Origin of the sequence: Pseudomonas sp. 13B_3.2_Bac1 (assembly GCF_025466205.1) — a bacterium.
GTDB classification, from domain to species: Bacteria; Pseudomonadota; Gammaproteobacteria; order Pseudomonadales; family Pseudomonadaceae; genus Aquipseudomonas; species Aquipseudomonas fluorescens_H.
The window spans coordinates 1-15942 of sequence record NZ_JANLOG010000014.1; the positions used below are offsets into that span (position 1 = coordinate 1).

Below are 15942 nucleotides of genomic sequence, written 5' to 3' on the forward strand. Positions count from 1 at the left end.
GGAACAAAAGATCGCAGCCTTCGGCAGCTCCTACAGAGGCAGGTGGCTACTTCAGGATCAGCGTCAGCGTTTTACGGTGAGGTCGATCTGAGTCATACGACTCCGCACCGTAAACACCCCATCCCCCGAAAGAATCGCACTGCGCGCAAACAAGCGCCCGCTCTCCCAGTTCGAAAGACCCAGTTCCGGCTTGTTCAACGCGTACTGCCCATCGACCCAGCGGGTAATCCCATTGCCCACAAACGGAGCGTTCACCGCGTTGTAAAAGCGTTCCTGAGCGCCAGCATCCTCGCTGATCAGCGACACCGTGAACTGCGGGCTGTAGCGGTTGAACAACGTGATCGCCTGATCCAGATCGTCGACGATCATCAGGCTGACTTCCGGGGTTTCTTCCCACTCCCACTCGCGGCCCAGCTCTGATTCAGCCAGCGCTTCGGCCAGGGCTTCGGTCTGATAACCCTCGGCGCGATAGACCTCGACCGTCGCGTTCTGCCACTCGGCCGGCAGGCAATTCTCGCTGCCTGCGACGATGTGCAATTTGCAGCCCTGCCCGCGTGCATTGCCGGCCTGCTTCAGCGCATCGAGGAACAGCGGCACCAGTTCGGCGGCGCGCTCGCGGTGAATCAGGCAGACGTTCAGGGTGTTGCAGACTTTGCGATCCAGCGAATTGCGCACCACGGCGGCAAAACGTGTGGCATCGGCATCACGATCGGCAACCAACCAGGCGCCGCCGGTGCCATGCAGGCTGACCGCCGTGCCCGCCTGCTGGGCGATGCTGCCCAACTGGCTGACCGCACGCCCCGAACCCCGGGCCACCGCCAGCGACAGACGCCGGTCGGCAAACATCGCCCACCCGGCCGCGTGATTGACACTTTCCACCAGCGACACCGCACCCGCCGGCAAACCAGCATCGGCCAGCGCCGGGTTCAGCGCGTGAGTGACGATCGCTTGCGCGGTGCCCAACGCGTCGCTGCCAATGCGCAGCACTGCGGTGTTGCCAGTGCGCAGTACGCCGGCGGCATCGGCGAACACATTCGGTCGTCCTTCGAACACGAAGGCGACGATGCCCAGCGGCGACACCACTTGCTCGACCTTCCAGCCGTCGTGTTCCACGCAGCTGATGACTTTGCCGCGCGTGGCCGGCGCATCACGCCAGGCGCGCAGACCGGCGATCATGTCGCGGCGCATGCGCTCGTCGGCGAGCAGTCGGGTGGTCGAGCGACCACGGGCCTTGGCTCGCTCGATGTCGGCCAGGTTCGCGGCTTCGATCAAGGTCCAGCATTCCGGGGTTTCCAGGCGTTGCGCGAACAGGTCGAAGAAGCGACTGATGGCTTCGTCGGACACTGCCGACAATGCAGTGAATGCCGCTTCAGCACGCTCGATTGCCACCGCAGCCGCTTGTTGATCGACCACCGGAATCAGCAACAGCTCGCCACTCACCTGCTCGACCAGCAGGTGGTCACCGGGCTGAAACCGTGCCGCCAGTTCGGGGCTGACCACGGTCACGCGGTTACCAGCGAAAGGGATCGGCGTGCCAGCGACTAGACGTTCGAGCGCAAGAGACATGAAGCGGATTCACCATATGAGGGGCGGCCGGAAAATGTAGCGGATTCTGCGCTGAAACACACCTTCTACAAACACCACCAACCCTGTGGGAGCGGGCTTGCTCGCGAAGGCGTCGGCACCATCAACATGGATATTGAATGTGCTGGCCTCTTCGCGAGCAAGCCCGCTCCCACAGGTTTCGTGGTGTTTGGAAGATCAGGTCAGAACACCGACCAGCCAATCCGCGAACTGAGCATCTCCAGCGCCGCCATCCCCGCCAGCGAGTTGCCGGCGGCGTTGAGTTCCGGCGACCACACGCACACCGTGAACTGCCCGGGCACCACCGCGACGATCCCGCCGCCGACCCCGCTCTTGCCCGGCAGACCGACGCGGTAGGCGAAGTTGCCGGCCTCGTCGTACAGGCCGCTGGTGGCCATGATCGAGTTGACCTGCTGGGTCTGGCGCCGGGTCAGGATCTGTTCGCCGCTGTGCTTGCAGAAACCGTCGTTGGCGAGGAAGCAGAACGCCCGGGCCAGATCGATGCAGTTCATGCGCAACGCGCAGTGGCTGAAGTAGCTGCGCAGCACCGCTTCGACATCGTTGTGGAAGTTGCCGAACGATTGCATCAGGTACGCCATGGCCGCATTGCGGGCGCGATGCTGGTATTCGGATTCGGCGACCTTGCCGTCGACGATCACCTGCGGATTGCCCGACAGGCGCCGCACGAAGTCACGCATCGACAAGGCCGGCGCGGCGAATCGCGACTGATTGATGTCGCAGATCACCAGCGCCCCGGCATTGATGAACGGATTGCGCGGACGCCCGCGTTCGAACTCCAGTTGCACCAGCGAGTTGAACGGCTGGCCGGACGGCTCGTGCCCCAGGCGCTCCCAGATCGCCTCGCCGGAATGCTCGATTGCCTGCACCAGGCTGAACACCTTGGAAATACTCTGTACCGAGAACGGCGTCTCGGCGTCGCCGGCGCAATACATTTCGCCGTCGTTGCCATACACCGCAATGCCCAGCTGATTGGCCGGCACGGTGCCGAGGGCGGGAATGTAGTCAGCCACCTTGCCCTGCCCGATCAGGGGCCGGACAGCGTCAAGAATCTCGTTCAACAGCGCTTGCATGCCGGGTTCCGAAGTCTCGCCCCATGGGATTGCGGGGACACTGGGGCTAGACGCTGCGCAACTGCCACGAATCACACTGGCTATCACAGGGGACTGTGGTAGATGAAAGATTCAGGGCTGGCCACGATCAAGTGTGGGAGTGAGCTTGCTCACGAAGGGGTCGGCACAGTCAGCATTGATGTTGGCTGACCTGACGCTTTCGCGAGCAAGCTCGCTCCCACTGGGGCTGTGGTGGATGAAGGATTCAGGGCTGGCCACGATCAAGTGTGGGAGTGGGCTTGCTCACGCAGGGGTCGGCACAGTCAGCATTGATGTTGGCTGACCTGACGCTTTCGCGAGCAAGCTCGCTCCCACTGGGGCTGTGGTGGATGAAGGATTCAGGGCTGGCCACGATCAAGTGTGGGAGTGAGCTTGCTCACGAAGGGGCCGGTACAGTCAGCATTGATGTTGACTGAACTGACGCTTTCGCGAGCAAGCCCGCTCCCACAGGGGGGGGGCTGCTGCAAATCCGGAACTCAGTGGGCGCCGTCGAGACCGGCGAGCAGCGCACTGTCGCGGCTGTAGATATCCGGCGAATAACGCACCTGCCCATCCTTGCCGACCTGTGCCGTCCAGTAAGTCATCAGGATCGGCACCGGTGCCGACAGGCGGAATTCGTGGGTGCTGCCGGTGGCGAGCAAGGTGTCGGTGCGCGTGCGTTCCGCCGGGGTCAGCAGCAGGTCACGCAGTTGCATCGGGTGCTCGACCCGCACGCAGCCGGAGCTGAATGCGCGCGGCCCCTTGTCAAACAGCGCCTTGCTCGGCGTGTCGTGCAGGTACACCGCGAACGGGTTGGGGAAGCGGATCACCAGTTGCCCCAGCGGATTTCGCGGCCCGGCGTCCTGGCGCAGCATGATGTTGCCGGGATTGTCCCAGTCGATATCCGCTGCAGCCAACGGCTGACCATGGGCGTCGAGCACTTGCAGGTTCTGGCGGCTGAGAAAGGTCTGATCCTTGCGGATCGCCGGCAGTTTGTCTTCCTTCCAGATGGTCGGCGGCACGGTCCAGGTCGGGTTCAGGGTCAGGCGCGTGACCCGGGATTTGAGCAGCGGGGTCTGCCGTTCGGCACGCCCGACCTGGGTGCGGGTCTGCCAGACCGGCACTCCCCCCTCATACAGCGTCAGCTCGGCGGCAGCAACGTTGACCAGCAAGCCGTTGGGCTCCATGTCCTGGGCCAGCCAGCGAAAGCGTTCGAGGTTGACCCGCAATTGTTCACGGCGCGTCAGCGGAGTGATGTTGAGTTCGGCAATCGTCCCCGGCCCGACCACCCCGTCAGCCTGCAGCGAATGGTTGGCCTGGAAGCTCTTCACCGCCTCTACCAGCACACCGTCATAGGCATTGCCGGGCGTACCGATGGCGTGGGTCAGATAGCCTTCGCTGTACAACCGTCGGGCCAGTTCCGGAACGCGCTTGTCTTCCATCGCCGGACGCAACAACGGGCCGTTGCCCACCGACTGCCAGTGCGGCAAGGCTTGCAGCCGTTGACTGGCGTAGAGATGGCGCAGGCTTTGGTATTGCGCCAGATGCGGACGGGCCAGATCGAAAGCGGCCTTGATGTCATGCAGGCCGGGTACGGCGATCGCGAGTAATTCGGCCTGCCGATCACGCGGGGCCTCATCGGCATGCCACAGCGGCTCGAAATGTGACTGCAGCAGACGACCGTAATGCAGGTCCTGCAGTGCTTGCAGGTAAGAACGACTGATGTCGATATCGGCACACAATTCGCCATCCTGCGGCGGGTTGGCCGCTACCGGATAGCGCTTTGGATCGAGCCCATCATCGGCCAACAGCTGCAACTGTGCGCGCAAGACCGGCAAGCGCCCTGTCTCGCTGGCCCACACCGGCAGCCAGTCCTGCTGCTGGTAGAACGCTTGCAGTTGCGACAGCGCCGGGCCGTTCAGATGCGCGGCAATCGCCGGGCACGCCTGCGGCAAACCGATCAGCACCGCTTGCAGCGGACTCTGCGGCTCAACCGGCATTGGCGCCGGTGGCGTCGGCAGGGTCTGCAACGGCGGCAGCGGCTCCTCGGCACAAGCGACAAACGGCGCAGCGAGCAAACAAATGCTCAAGTAGCATGCGTACTTTTTGAACAACTGCTTTACTCCAATCCGTGGCCGCCTCAATGACGGTCAACCTTACATCAGGTGCGCTGAACAGTCAGGCCCGAATCAGGGGTCTGTGGGTATGACTGGGAGTCAGGAGCCAAAGTGCCAAATAAGTAGCAAGTGAGGACACTTTATAAATGTTGACGTTTTTGCGCCGACTTCTGCTGGCCACTGCGACTCTCGTCGTCGTGAGCAGCCCAGCTTTCGCCGCCGGCAAGCCATCGCCGGTTCTCTTGACCAGCCTCGCGCACGCCGCGCCGGAACTCAATCCCCAGGCGCTGAAAGGTGCCTTGAACGCTATGCAATGTGCGATCAACAACGGCGCGAAACCTTCCCGCCACCTGGCGATCATCGACTATTCGCAGCCCTCCACCGCCCGCCGGCTGTGGATCTTCGATTTGAGCAGACAGAAGCTGGTGCTGCGTGACCTGGTCGCCCACGGGTCCAATTCCGGGGAAAACTTCGCTACCCAGTTCTCCAACCGCGAAGGCAGTTACCAGTCCAGCCTCGGCCTGTTCCGCACACAGGAAAGCTACAAGGGCACCCACGGTTATTCGCTGCGTATGGACGGTCTGGAGCCGGGTTTCAATGACATGGCTCGCGACCGCGCCATCGTGATCCACGCCGCCGACTACGTGAACCCGTTATGGAGTAAACGTCAGGGCCGTATCGGTCGCAGTCAGGGTTGCCCGGCGGTACGCCCGCAAGTGGCAAGACAGGTGATCGACAAACTCAAGGACGGCCAGTTCATGTTCTCCTGGTACCCGGACCAGCACTGGCTGAAGTCCTCGCCGTACCTCAACTGCCAGCCACAGCAGGTGGCGAGTATCTTGAGTACCCACGCCAGTTGACGATAAGGGCCATGATCATCAGCGCGGCTGCAACACCAAACGTGCTGTGCAAGCCGCGGCCGATCACCTCGGCCGGGGCTTGCGTCGGGTCTCCCGTGGCCAGCGCAAACACCGCCCCCATGACTGCCGCGCCGGTGATCAAGCCCAGATTGCGCGACAGCCCGAGCAAGGCCGAGACCACGCCGCGCTGATCCTGACTGACCGTCGCCATCAACCCGGTATTGTTCGCTGCCTGGAACAACGCGTAACTGCTGGCGATCAGCGCCATCGGCAGCAGATACGCCGGCAGACCGAAACTCATCGGCAACAGCGCCAACAAACTGCAACCACCAACCATCCCGAGCAACGCCCCCGGCACCACCCGCCGTGCGCCAAAGCGATCCACCAGACGCCCGGCCGGCACCCCGCCGCACGCCGCCAGCAGCGGCCCGACGGACAACGCCAGACCGACCACGGTGCTGCCCAGTCCCAGTCCACGGCTCAGGTAAAACGGCCCGACCACCAGCGTGGTCATCATCACCGTCGTCACCAGCAACGTCAGCGCGAGGCTGCTGCCCAGTCGCGAGTCGGCGAACAACGACAGACGAATCAGCGGCGCCTTGGCTTTCATTTCGACCGCGATAAACAGGCCTGCGCCGCACAGGCTGAGCAGCAGCAATATCAGGGTGAAACCCTCCAGTGTCATCGCCAGCGCGTAGACCGCCAGGGTCAAAACCAACACCGCAGTGCCGAGATAATCAAACGCCACCCTCGACCGCGTCGGCCGATCCGCCGGCAGATAGCGATAAACCAGCCACGCATTGAGCAAGCCCAATGGCACGTTGAGGACAAAGATCGACGGCCAGCCGACATGCGCGATCAGCAGGCCACCCAGCGACGGCCCGAGGCTGGTGCCGGTGGCCGACATGGTGGCGAGCAAACCCATCGCACTGCCCGCCCTTGTCTTGGGCACTGCATCCGCCACCAGCGCCACGGTCAAGGCAAACATGATCGCTGCGCCAAGGCCCTGCACCGCCCGTGCGCCAATCAACCAGCTCAGCCCCGGAGCCAACGCGCAGCACAACGAAGCACTGGTGAAAATGCCGATGCCGATCAGCAGCAGTCGTCGCCGCCCGAACACATCGCCCAGGCGCCCGACACTGACGATCAATGTGGTGACCGCCAGCAGGTACGCCAGCACGATCCACTGCACCTGTTGAAACGTCGCATCGAACGCTGCCGCCAGAGTCGGTAACCCGGCGTTGGCGATGCTGGTGTCCAGTGACGGCATCAACATCGACAGGGCCAGACTGGTCAGCGCCCAGCGGGTTTGAGTGTTCAAGGGAGTTCGGGGCATCGGGCGCTCCATCTGATGGTCAGACGGCATAGCCTGAGTCTCGACAAGGCAAGGCGCAAGACGCATGCTTTGCACTTGATACCTGCATGGAACGCCATGTCATGAGCGCCCCGGATCTGAACCTGTTGATCACCCTCGACGTGTTGTTGCGCGAAGGCAGCGTCGCGCGTGCCGCGCACATTCTGCGGTTGAGCCCGTCAGCGATGAGCCGCGCCCTGGCCCGATTGCGCGAGACCACCGGCGATCCGCTGCTGGTGCGCGCCGGCCGAGGTCTGGTGCCGACCCCGCGTGCGCTGGAGTTGCGCGAACGGGTCAGCGCTCTGGTGCAGGAAGCCGAGGCGGTGTTGCGCCCCGCCGAAGTGCTCGATCCCGGCCAGTTGCAACGCACCTTCACCTTGCGCAACACCGACGGTTTTGTCGAAACCTTTGCCGCCGCGCTGCTCGCGCGCATTGCTGAAGAGGCCCCCGGCGTGCGTCTGCGCTTTGTGCAAAAAGCCGACAAGGACAGCACACCGCTGCGCGAAGGCCGGGTCGATCTGGAGACCGGTGTGGTCGACGACAGCACCGATCCGGCGCTACACAGCCGCATCCTGTTTGAGGATCAGTGGATCGGTGTGGTGCGCGAAGGCCATCCATTGAGTTCGGGCAAGATCAGCAGCAAACGCTTTGCCGGCGGCCAGCACATTCTCATCTCACGACGCGGGCGCAGCAGCGGCCCGGTCGACGAGGCGCTGCTCGCCGCAGGACTGACCCGAGATATCGTCACTTCATTCGGCGGCTTTTCGGCGGCGCTGACGCTGGTCCGCGAATCGGACCTGATCGCCACCGTCCCGGAGCGTCACACCAGCAAGCTGCGCATGGGCCTGCACAGTTTCGCCCTGCCCTTCAGGATGCCGCCGATCAGCGTGTCGATGCTCTGGCACCCGCGCATGGACGCCGACCCGGCGCACCGCTGGCTGCGCAATTGTGTACGGGAAGTCTGCGTCTAGCGCGCATCACCACCGGCCGGTTTATAGAAGAGGAATTTGCCGACTTCGGCGGTCTTTTTGTATTCCTTGGCCCAGCCGGGATGCACGTTGCGATCATGAAAGTACAGCGCACCATGGGTGCGATCCGGCAGTTGGCGGTTGAGCGCCTTGCCGGCGATATCCTTGGCCAGGGTGTATTCAGCGTCTTCCTTGACCTGATCCGCCTTGCCATCGCACCACCAGGAAAACTGGCAGCTCTTGGTTTCCGAACCTTGTTTGACCACTTCGCACACGGTGCCTGGAAAGCCATCGTGCCCCAGGCGGTTCATCACCACATTGGCCACCGCCTCCATTTCCGGGGTGTCGCGACCCTTGGCTTCCCAGTAGATACTGCGTGCCAGGCAGGTGATCGGATCGTCCAGCGGCGCGGTGCCGGCGGGGTCCACGGCTTGTACTTCAGTGGGGGTGATCGCTTCGGATTTGGGTGCCGGTGCGGCGCTGACTTTATCGGCGGCTTTTTCTTCCAGCACCTGGGCTTTCTCTTCGGCCTTGGCCTTGATCGGGGTCTGATCGGTGGCGTTCACAACGCCGGCCATAAGGGTTAATGCGAAACAGCCAGCCAACCATTTCAATCCCATGTCAGTTCTTCCGGCAGCGCCCGTTCCGGGCAAGGTATTTCGTGGGGGAGACGCCCGGTTCCCGGGGCCTTCGGAGAGTGTAGACGGCAAATACCGCAGTAACGTTCCGCAGAAAAATCCGCTCGGTAAAGAAAAAGACATTGCATTCCCCCGGGCCATTTCGCGCATCATGAGCGCACTCAGCTCAAGGGAGATTTCCATGCGCTTCATGCCATCCGTCTTGCGTTTTGCCACGCTGTCCGTGGGCCTGGTCGTGGCCGCCTCGGCCATGGCTGCCGACGAGTCGCAACTGATCGAGTCGATCAACAACTATCGCAGTCAGCCGCAGCGCTGCGGCAGCCAGGCGTCCAACGAACTGCCACCGCTGTCGGCCGACCCACGGCTGAGACTGCCGGCCAGCGGTGCGGTCGATCTGCAACAGGCCATGGCCAGCGCCAGTTACCCGATGGTCAATGTGCAGGCGATTACGCTCAACGGCCCACGGGATGCGGCATCGGCGATGAAGGCGATTGAGGAAAGTTTCTGTCAGGTGGTGCTGGACCCGCAGTTCGTCGATGTCGGGGTCAGCCGCGCCGATCGCGACTGGCGGATCGTGCTGGCGCGACCGTTGCTCTCGGCGAAGCTCGGTGATGCGCAGGCTGAAGGCCAGAAGTTACTCGAGCAGGTCAACGTGGCCCGCGCCCAGCCACGCCAATGCGGCGGGCAAGCCTTTGCTGCAGCCGGGCCATTGGCCTGGAACGCGAGCCTGGGCACGATCGCCCAGGATCACAGCCGCGACATGGCCAACAACAACTACTTCGACCACAAGGACCGCGACGGCCGCACCCCGGGCGACCGCGCCGAACTGGCCGGCTACGGCGGGCAACTGGTCGGCGAGAACATTGCTGCCGGCCAAGACACCGTGCGCAAGGTCATCGACGGCTGGCTCGCCAGCCCCGGCCACTGCGCCAACCTGATGAACCCGCAATACAAAGAACTCGGCGCCGCCTACGCGACCGATCCAAAGAGCAGCGCCGGGATCTACTGGACGGCGATGTTTGGGGCGCAGTAACTCCCAAAAACACTAGTGTTCCCTGTGGGAGCTGGCTTGCCAGCGATGAGGCCAGCACAGTCAACATCGATATCGACTGCCCCATCGCCATCGCTGGCAAGCCAGCTCCCACAATAATCGGCAGTGTTCTCACCTCTTCCAATCAATCCCCATCCCCTGTGGGAGCTGGCCTGCCAGCGATGAGGCCGGCACAGTCAACCATCGATGTCGTCTGACCTATCGCCATCGCTGGCAAGCCAGCTCCCACAATAATCGGCAGTGTTCTCATCTCTTCCAATCAATCCCCATCCTCTGTGGGAGCTGGCTTGCCTGCGATGAGGCCTGCACAGTCAACATCGATGTCGTCGGACCTATCGCCATCGCTGGCAAGCCAGCTCCCACAATAATTGGCAGTGTTCTCACCTCTTCCAATCAATCCCCATCCCCTGTGGGAGCTGGCCTGCCATCGATGAGGCCAGCACAGTCAACATCGATATCGACTGCCCCACCGCCATCGCTGGCAGGCCAGCTCCCACAATAATCGGCAGTGTTCTCACCTCTTCCAATCAATCCCCATCCCCTGTGGGAGCTGGCCTGCCAGCGATGAGGCCAGCACAGTCAACCATCGATGTCGTCTGACCTATCGCCATCGCTGGCAAGCCATGGGCGTCACCGACCACGGCCTGAATTGGCGCCACGATCAGTGCCATCCACAACGCCATGGAAAACATCTTGCGCACCGGCGCGGTGTTGTTGCCGCGCAGCAAATGCCAGGCCGCCGACGCACCGACGAAGAACGACGTTGCGACAAACGCGGCAATCGCCATGTGCGCCAGTCGGAACGGGAACGACGGGTTGAACACGATCGCCAGCCAGTCCAGCGGCATCACCCGCCCGTCGACGATTTCGAAACCCTGCGGGGTCTGCATCCAGCTGTTGGAAGCGAGAATCCAGAACGTTGAAATCAGCGTGCCGATGGCGACCATCACCGTGGCAAAGAAGTGCAAGCCACGGCCGACGCGGTTCCAGCCGAACAGCATGACCCCGAGGAAACCGGCTTCAAGGAAGAACGCAGTCAGCACCTCATAGGTCAGCAACGGCCCGGTGATGCTCCCGGCAAAGTCGGAAAAGCCGCTCCAGTTGGTACCGAACTGGTAGGCCATGACCAGCCCCGAGACCACGCCCATGCCGAAGTTGACGGCAAAGATCTTCGACCAGAAATGGTAGAGATCACGGTAGGTGTCGTTACGGGTTTTCAGCCACAGGCCTTCGAGTACCGCGAGGAAACTCGCCAGGCCGATGGTGATCGCCGGGAAGATAATGTGGAACGAAACCGTGAACGCGAATTGAATTCGCGCCAGGTCCAGTGCCTCCATGTTGAGCATGATGATGTCCTCATCCAGGCTGAAAAGCGGCAGCACGAACCCGGGCCACCGCCAGGCGCGAACGCCTGCAGCCAGTCAAATTGCCAGTGTTTTTATCGGTAGCGGGTTACGCCACCGATGACGGGATCAGGTTGCTGACCTTGGCCGCTTCGAGGCGAATCGCGACGAATTTCGAGGTCGGCGTGTAGGTCCGGTCGCCGTAGCTTTCCAGCGGCACCAGCGGATTGGTTTCCGGGTAGTACGCCGCGGCCTGACCGGGCGGAATGTCGTAGGCGATCAGGGTGAACCCGCTGACCCGACGCTCGCGCTCGTCATCCCACAGCGCCACCAGATCGACCTTCTGCCCCGGTTCGAAACCGAGTCGCTGGATGTCCTGTTCGTTGGCGAAGATCACGTCGCGCATGCCGTAGACCCCGCGATAACGATCGTCGAGGCCGTACAGCGTGGTGTTGTACTGATCGTGGGAACGCATGGTCTGCAGGATCAGATCCGGTTTGACCGCCAGGTTGCGCACGCCTTCGCTGATCAAGTGCTCCGGCAGCACGCACGGGGTGAACTGGGCTTTGCCGGACTCGGTGTTCCAGACGCGGTCCGAGGCATCGTTGCCGAGGTGGAAACCACCCGGGATCAACAGTTTCTCGTTGAAGTTCTCGAAGCCCGGAATCACGTCCGCGATCAGGTTGCGGATGCGCCCGTAGTCGCCCACCGCCCATTCCCAGTCGATCGGGTGTTTGCCCAATGTCGCGGCGGCGATTCCGGCAATGATCGCCGGCTCGGATTTCAAATGCGCCGACTTCGGTTTCAACTGACCGAACGACAAATGCACCATGCTGAAGGTGTCCTCCACCGTCACGCCTTGCGGGCCTTCGGCCTGGATGTCGATGTCGGTACGGCCGAGGCACGGCAGGATCAACGCGTCGCGACCGGTGACCAGATGGCTGCGGTTGAGCTTGGTCGAGATGTGCACGGTCAGGTCGAGTTTGCGCATCGCTTCGTGGGTGCGCGGGGTGTCCGGCGTGGCTTGGGCGAAGTTGCCGCCCAGACCGATAAACACCTTGGCTTCGCCACGTTCCATCGCGCCAATCGCCATCACCGTGTTGTGCCCGTGCATGCGCGGCACTTTGAAGTTGAAGCGTTTTTCCAGGGCGTCCATCAGCTCCTTCGGCGCCAGTTCGTTGATGCCCATGGTGCGGTCGCCCTGCACGTTACTGTGTCCGCGCACCGGCGACAGACCGGCGCCCGGACGGCCAACGTTGCCGCGCAACAGTTGCAGGTTGATGACCTCCTGCAGGGTCGGCACCGAGTGCACATGTTGGGTCAGGCCCATGGCCCAGCACATGATCACGCTTTTGGCGCGGCCATACATGCGCGCGGCCAGTTCGATGTCGTGCAACGGCACGCCGGACTGCTCGAGGATGTGCTCCCAGGTCGTGGCGTCGACTTCTGCCAGGTAGCTGTCCAGACCCGAGGTGTGTTCGGCAATAAAGGCGTGATCGAACACCGGCTCGCCGCCCGAGACCTGGGCTTCACGCTCCCACTGCAGGAGGAATTTGACCATGCCGCGGATCATCGCCATGTCGCCACCCAGCGCCGGGCGGAAGTACGCGGTGTTCGTCGCTTCCCAGCCGTTGCTGAGCATCTCGAGCGGGTTCTGCGGGTTCTGGAAACGTTCCAGGCCACGCTCTTTCAGCGGGTTGATGCAGACCACTTGCGCGCCACGTTTCACCGCTTCACGCAGCGGTTCGAGCATGCGCGGGTGGTTGGTGCCCGGGTTCTGACCGATGACGAAAATCGCGTCGGCGTGATGCAAATCCTCGTAGACCACGGTGCCCTTGCCCACGCCCAGCGTCTCGCCCATGCTCACCGCACTGGCTTCGTGGCACATGTTCGAGCAGTCCGGGAAATTGTTGGTGCCGTAGGCACGGACGAACAACTGATAGAGAAACGCCGCTTCGTTGCTGGCCCGGCCCGAGGTGTAGAACTCGGCCTCGTGCGGCGATTTCAGGCCCTTGAGGTGTTCGGCGATCAGCGCGAACGCGTCTTCCCAACTGATTTCCACGTAGCGGTCGACCCGCGCGTCGTAGCGCATCGGGTGGGTCAGACGCCCCTGATATTCCAGCCAGTAGTCGCTCTGTTCGGCCAGGCTCGACACCGTGTACTTGTTGAAGAACGCCGGGTCGACCAAACGCCCGGTCGCCTCCCAGTTCACCGCTTTGGCGCCGTTCTCGCAGAACTTGAGCATGCTCGCACCGGGCGCTTCACCCCAGGCGCAGCCCGGGCAGTCGAAGCCGCCGTTCTGGTTGGTCTTGAGCATGGCGCGGATGTTTTTCAGGGCGTTTTCACTGCTCAGCCAACTCTTGGTCAGGCTGATCACAGCGCCCCAACCGGCAGCGGCCCCCTTGTAAGGTTTGTAACGGTCGACTTGTGACATGGGACATCTCCATGACGATGCACACAGGCATGAACCTGATCTCGGTTAAATATCCGACCGTCTTTCAACAGTAAAAAGCGGTCGTTTCATTTGCCGGGGCAAGGATATGAACCGATACAAAATATTGTCTAATCGCTATTTATGACCACTTTATCGAAACCCTCTATCAAGCTGAAAAACCCTTTATTTACAGGGCCTTGCGAAACTAAAGCGGCAACTTTCAAGAAAAAACAATTGATCATCGACGCGCTCAATCAAGCGTTCACAAACAGTGATTGGACGTCCTGTGAAGTTGCCCATAACCTGCGTCAACCTGGTCCGTTAATGCGGACTTCTCACTCCTGCGAGGCTGTCATGTCAGAGCGTGTCTTGATCGATGGTTACAACCGCCGCGTCGACTATCTGCGCATGTCGGTCACCGACCGCTGCGACTTCCGCTGCGTGTATTGCATGGCCGAGGACATGCAGTTTCTGCCACGCCAGCAAGTGCTGACGCTGGAGGAGATCTATCAACTGGCGCAGAGCTTCGTGGCGTTGGGCACGCGCAAGATTCGCCTGACCGGCGGCGAGCCGCTGATCCGTCCGGGCGTGGTCAAGCTGTGCGAGCAGATTGCCGCCCTGCCCGGCCTGCGTGAGCTGTGCCTGACCACCAATGGCTCGCAGCTGGGCAAACTCGCCGCGCCGCTGTTCGACGCCGGGGTCAAGCGGCTGAACATCAGCCTCGACAGCCTCGACCCGGAGCGCTTCAGACAGATGACCCGCACCGGTGATCTGGCGCAGGTGATCAGCGGCATCGATGCGGCGCGCAAGGCCGGTTTCACCCGCACTAAACTCAACGTGGTGGTGATGCAGGGGCGCAACGATCAGGAGATCAACGATCTGGTGAGCTTCGCCATCGACCGCCAGCTCGACGTCTCCTTCATCGAGGAAATGCCGCTGGGGATCATCAGCGAACACAGCCGCGCGGAGTCGTTTTTCTCCAGCGCCCAGGTGCGCGCGAAGATCGCCGAGCGCTACACCCTGATCGACTCCGCCGAGTCGACCCAGGGCCCGTCGCGCTACTGGCGGCTGGCCGAAGCACCGGACATTCGTCTGGGTTTCATCTCGCCGCACAGCCACAATTTTTGCGGCACCTGCAACCGGGTGCGGCTGACCGTCGAAGGGCGCCTGCTACTGTGTCTGGGTAACGAGCATGCGGTGGATCTGAAAGCCGTGCTGCGCGCTCATCCGGGGCAACCGCAGCGGCTGGAGAAAGCCATTATCGAGGCAATGAAACTCAAGCCGTACAGGCACAATTTCGAAGTGAACGACGACGTGCAGGTCGTGCGCTTCATGAACATGACCGGCGGTTGAAACCGCCCTCACCCTGCGTAATCGGGATCGCCCAGCATGATCATCAGACCCAAGGTCAACCAATTCGCCATCCTCTTCACCCTCAAGGGTTCGATTGCCAAACGTATCGCCCTGCGCACCTTGATGGTCACCCTGCTGGCCTCGGCCATCGTCCTGATTGAAATCCTCCACCCGAGCAACTTCACCAAGGTCAACGCCACGCCGTTCACCTTGCTTGGGCTGTCGCTGTCGATCTTCATGAATTTTCGCAACAACGCCTGCTATGACCGCTGGTATGAAGCGCGCAAGGCCTGGGGCGATGTGCTGGTGCACATTCGTTCGGTGATTCGCGAGACCCATGTCATCCGTGAGTCGGTACAACGCAAGCCGTTACTGCTCAACCTCTGCGGTTTCGCCCACTCGCTGAATGCGCGATTGCGCCGGGAAAGCGAAGCGGCAGCCAGCCGTGCGTGGATCTCCCCGCAACACGATCCGCAGGTGCCGGACTACAGCGGGCGGATTCTGCAGCAGGTCGGCCAGCAGTGTTCCGACCTGCATCAAAGCGGTGAACTGAGCGAGTGGCGTTACATGCTGCTGGCCAATCACCTGACCAGCCTGACCCAGGCGCAAGCGGTGTGCGAGCGGATCAAAAACACTCCGCTACCCTTCCCCTACACCTTGCTGCTGCATCGCACGATCTACCTGTTCTGCATCCTGCTGCCCTTCGCCATGGCCGAACCACTGGGCTGGCTGACCCCATTGTTCACGGCGATCGTGAGCTACACGTTCTTTGGTCTGGATGCGATTGCCGATGAGCTGGAAGACCCGTTCGGCCGCGATGAAAACGACCTGGCGACCGACTCGCTGGTGCGCACTATCGAGCGCGACATCCTCTCCGAGCTGGGGGAGACAGACCTGCCACCGATGCTGCTGCCGGTGGACTATGTGCTGAGCTGAGCTCGTTCCCTCTGTAGGAGTGAGCCTGCTCGCGATAGCGGTCGACCAGTCAGTGAAGATGTTGACTGTGCCGCCGTCATCGCGAGCAGGCTCACTCCTACAGGTTTGAGGTACACCCCGCAGAATGGCTGATCATCACACATCCAAATGTGGGAGCGGGGGGGGGGGGGGGGTGTGGGGGGGGGGGGGGGTTGG

Annotated in this window: 11 protein-coding genes and 1 pseudogene; 5 read left to right on the forward strand and 7 right to left on the reverse strand. The window is 62.2% G+C overall.

Translation table 11 applies throughout. The features are described 5' to 3' along the window. Positions 1-63 precede the first annotated feature (63 nt). The 3 genes from NTD85_RS02345 to NTD85_RS02355 all read right to left on the reverse strand — a co-directional run bounded on the left by NTD85_RS02345 (position 64) and on the right by NTD85_RS02355 (position 4807). Complete coding sequence (locus tag NTD85_RS02345) at positions 64-1566, reverse strand: aldehyde dehydrogenase family protein (protein ID WP_262141327.1); 1503 nt, start codon at positions 1564-1566, stop codon at positions 64-66. A 200-nt stretch (positions 1567-1766) separates the two neighbouring features. Next, entirely contained in the window at positions 1767-2675 is a 909-nt protein-coding gene (gene glsB / locus NTD85_RS02350; protein WP_003226050.1) for a glutaminase B, read from the reverse strand. Between the two features lie 515 nt (positions 2676-3190). Beyond that, a complete protein-coding gene (locus NTD85_RS02355) occupies positions 3191-4807 on the reverse strand; it encodes a murein L,D-transpeptidase (protein ID WP_262141328.1) in 1617 nt (538 codons plus the stop codon). A 149-nt stretch (positions 4808-4956) separates the two neighbouring features. Between NTD85_RS02355 and NTD85_RS02360 the strand changes: the two genes are divergently transcribed. Next, on the forward strand, positions 4957-5670 hold the full coding sequence (locus tag NTD85_RS02360; RefSeq protein WP_262141329.1) for a murein L,D-transpeptidase catalytic domain family protein: 714 nt from the start codon (positions 4957-4959) through the stop codon (positions 5668-5670). Here the strand turns inward: NTD85_RS02360 and NTD85_RS02365 are convergent. Further along, positions 5618-7006, reverse strand: a complete 1389-nt coding sequence (locus tag NTD85_RS02365) for an MFS transporter (RefSeq protein ID WP_262141330.1) — start codon at positions 7004-7006, stop codon at positions 5618-5620. The two genes, NTD85_RS02360 and NTD85_RS02365, sit on opposite strands and share 53 nt — an antisense overlap. A gap of 101 nt (positions 7007-7107) precedes the next feature. On the opposite strand from NTD85_RS02365, the gene NTD85_RS02370 reads away from it, so the two are divergent. Beyond that, a complete protein-coding gene (locus NTD85_RS02370) occupies positions 7108-7995 on the forward strand; it encodes a LysR family transcriptional regulator (protein ID WP_262141335.1) in 888 nt (295 codons plus the stop codon). Here the strand turns inward: NTD85_RS02370 and NTD85_RS02375 are convergent. After that, positions 7992-8612: a cell wall hydrolase gene (locus tag NTD85_RS02375; RefSeq protein WP_103486544.1), complete on the reverse strand. Its 621-nt coding sequence runs from the start codon at positions 8610-8612 to the stop codon at positions 7992-7994. The two genes, NTD85_RS02370 and NTD85_RS02375, sit on opposite strands and share 4 nt — an antisense overlap. Before the next feature lie 199 nt (positions 8613-8811). On the opposite strand from NTD85_RS02375, the gene NTD85_RS02380 reads away from it, so the two are divergent. Continuing rightward, entirely contained in the window at positions 8812-9663 is an 852-nt protein-coding gene (locus tag NTD85_RS02380) for a CAP domain-containing protein (RefSeq protein WP_262141331.1), read from the forward strand. A 635-nt stretch (positions 9664-10298) separates the two neighbouring features. On the opposite strand, the pseudogene NTD85_RS02385 reads toward NTD85_RS02380, so the two are convergent. Further along, positions 10299-11027 (reverse strand): annotated as a pseudogene (locus NTD85_RS02385) (cytochrome ubiquinol oxidase subunit I); the annotation flags it as partial. Positions 11028-11133: 106 nt separating this feature from the next. Next, complete coding sequence (locus NTD85_RS02390; RefSeq protein ID WP_262141332.1) at positions 11134-13458, reverse strand: FdhF/YdeP family oxidoreductase; 2325 nt, start codon at positions 13456-13458, stop codon at positions 11134-11136. Positions 13459-13812: 354 nt separating this feature from the next. Between NTD85_RS02390 and moaA the strand changes: the two genes are divergently transcribed. Both moaA and NTD85_RS02400 read left to right on the forward strand, forming a co-directional pair. Continuing rightward, entirely contained in the window at positions 13813-14811 is a 999-nt protein-coding gene (gene moaA, locus NTD85_RS02395; protein ID WP_262141333.1) for a GTP 3',8-cyclase MoaA, read from the forward strand. Positions 14812-14847: 36 nt separating this feature from the next. After that, positions 14848-15747, forward strand: coding sequence for a bestrophin family protein (locus NTD85_RS02400; protein WP_262141334.1), 900 nt, complete (start codon positions 14848-14850; stop codon positions 15745-15747). Positions 15748-15942 lie beyond the last annotated feature (195 nt).

Excerpts from the sequence above, each read along its gene's own strand:
- NTD85_RS02370 (WP_262141335.1), top strand. The coding sequence starts at position 7,108 with ATGAGCGCCCCGGATCTGAACCTGTTGATCACCCTCGACGTGTTGTTG.
- NTD85_RS02360 (WP_262141329.1), top strand. The coding sequence starts at position 4,957 with ATGTTGACGTTTTTGCGCCGACTTCTGCTGGCCACTGCGACTCTCGTC.
- NTD85_RS02400 (WP_262141334.1), top strand. The coding sequence starts at position 14,848 with ATGATCATCAGACCCAAGGTCAACCAATTCGCCATCCTCTTCACCCTC.
- glsB (WP_003226050.1), bottom strand. The coding sequence starts at position 2,675 with ATGCAAGCGCTGTTGAACGAGATTCTTGACGCTGTCCGGCCCCTGATC.
- NTD85_RS02375 (WP_103486544.1), bottom strand. The coding sequence starts at position 8,612 with ATGGGATTGAAATGGTTGGCTGGCTGTTTCGCATTAACCCTTATGGCC.
- NTD85_RS02390 (WP_262141332.1), bottom strand. The coding sequence starts at position 13,458 with ATGTCACAAGTCGACCGTTACAAACCTTACAAGGGGGCCGCTGCCGGT.
- NTD85_RS02365 (WP_262141330.1), bottom strand. The coding sequence starts at position 7,006 with ATGCCCCGAACTCCCTTGAACACTCAAACCCGCTGGGCGCTGACCAGT.
- NTD85_RS02345 (WP_262141327.1), bottom strand. The coding sequence starts at position 1,566 with ATGTCTCTTGCGCTCGAACGTCTAGTCGCTGGCACGCCGATCCCTTTC.
- NTD85_RS02380 (WP_262141331.1), top strand. The coding sequence starts at position 8,812 with ATGCGCTTCATGCCATCCGTCTTGCGTTTTGCCACGCTGTCCGTGGGC.
- moaA (WP_262141333.1), top strand. The coding sequence starts at position 13,813 with ATGTCAGAGCGTGTCTTGATCGATGGTTACAACCGCCGCGTCGACTAT.